Origin of the sequence: Novosphingobium rosa NBRC 15208, assembly GCF_001598555.1 — a bacterium.
Lineage (GTDB): Bacteria > Pseudomonadota > Alphaproteobacteria > Sphingomonadales > Sphingomonadaceae > Novosphingobium > Novosphingobium rosa.
This window is the reverse complement of the sequence record NZ_BCZE01000173.1, coordinates 1-1385: the sequence shown is the minus strand read 5'-3', so window position 1 is coordinate 1385 and position 1385 is coordinate 1. Positions and strand designations below refer to the sequence as shown.

Annotated in this window: 1 protein-coding gene; it reads left to right on the top strand. The window is 57.4% G+C overall.

Features of this window, described 5'->3' with window-relative positions:
• Positions 1-78: 78 nt before the first annotated feature.
• Entirely contained in the window at positions 79-1107 is a 1029-nt protein-coding gene (locus SR3_RS30260; protein WP_068095131.1) for an IS110 family RNA-guided transposase, read from the top strand.
• The last annotated feature ends 278 nt before the right edge of the window (positions 1108-1385 follow it).

Below are 1385 nucleotides of genomic sequence, written 5' to 3'. Positions count from 1 at the left end.
ATGTGTTGGTGTGGACGACCCTCCGATCAAGGTACAACCTGCGGCGCGATAACGCCGGAGGATTGATAGGAGGAAGCAATGCAGACCATCACGCGGATTGGCATGGATACAGCCAAAAACGTTTTCCAGTTGCATGGAGTTGACGAGAACGAGGGCGTCGTTCTGCGCAGGCAATTCCGCCGTCGGGAAATGATAGCCTTCTTCGAGAAGCTGCCACCAGCGTTGGTCGCGATCGAGGCATGTGGGAGCTCCCACCACTGGGCTCGTATGCTTCAATCATTTGGACATGAAGTCCGCTTGCTTCCGCCTCAGTACGTCAAGGCCTATGTCAAACGTGGCAAAAATGACGCGGCTGATGCCGAGGCGCTTTGTGAAGCAGTTACCCGGCCATCCATGCGTTTCGTTCCCGTCAAATCCCGTGAGCAACAGGCTGCCTGCATGCTGATGACGGTCCGTGAGCGACTGGTCAGTGTTAAGTCGCAGCTCTCAAATGCCATTCGCAGCTATGCAGCAGAGTTTGGAATTGTGGGCCCCGCCGGGCGCCAAAACGTGAATGCGTTGATCGAGCGCATCCTTGACGATGAAACACTGCCAGATCTTGCCCGGGACCTTTTCCGCTTTCAGGCCAAGGAATATGCAGCCGTCGAAGCCCGTCTTGAGGAGATCGAGGACAAGCTGATGGTATGGCATCGCGCTGACGATCTTAGCAGGCGCATCGCCACGATCCCCGGCGTAGGCCCAATTGGCTCCACCATGCTCAGCATGAAGGCGCCACCCGCCGAGAGCTTCAGGTCAGGCAGGCAGTTTGCGGCCTGGCTAGGCCTCACGCCCAAAGACCATTCCACCGGCGGGCGCGTTCGTTTGGGCGGGATCACCAAGGCAGGAGATCCCAGTATTCGCTCGACGCTGATCGTTGGCGCGACCGCCTTGCTGAGGCATATCAGAAAAGGGCGAACCAAAGCCTCGCCCTGGCTGGAAGCGTTGCTCATTCGGAAACCGCCCAAGCTGGTTGCGGTGGCGCTGGCGAACAAATTTGCGCGCATCGCCTGGCGATTGATGATGTCAGGAGGTGTTTACAATCGGCCCCCAGCAATGGTGGCGGTATGAAGATTGCCCCCAATTGGCGAGCGGAGATATAGCTGCCATAGTGGGGTGATGGCCGAACTTGCAGGAACGAGTAGATGGATTGATCGATCGGATCGAGACGCGTGAACACCCGAAGATTGCACTGGCACGTTTATAATGTCGCGAATGTGTTTGGACCACGCGTAGCGAACACCATCTCGGCCAGCGGATTTATCCGCGCAAACAGGCCGGACATCTGATAGCAAGCGATCGACTCAACTACTGCTCGGTGCCCAGCAAGGGAGGGTCGTCCACATCTG

What these genes read in the sequence shown, in the direction of transcription:
- SR3_RS30260 (WP_068095131.1), top strand. Translation starts at nt 79, where the DNA reads ATGCAGACCATCACGCGGATTGGCATGGATACAGCCAAAAACGTTTTC.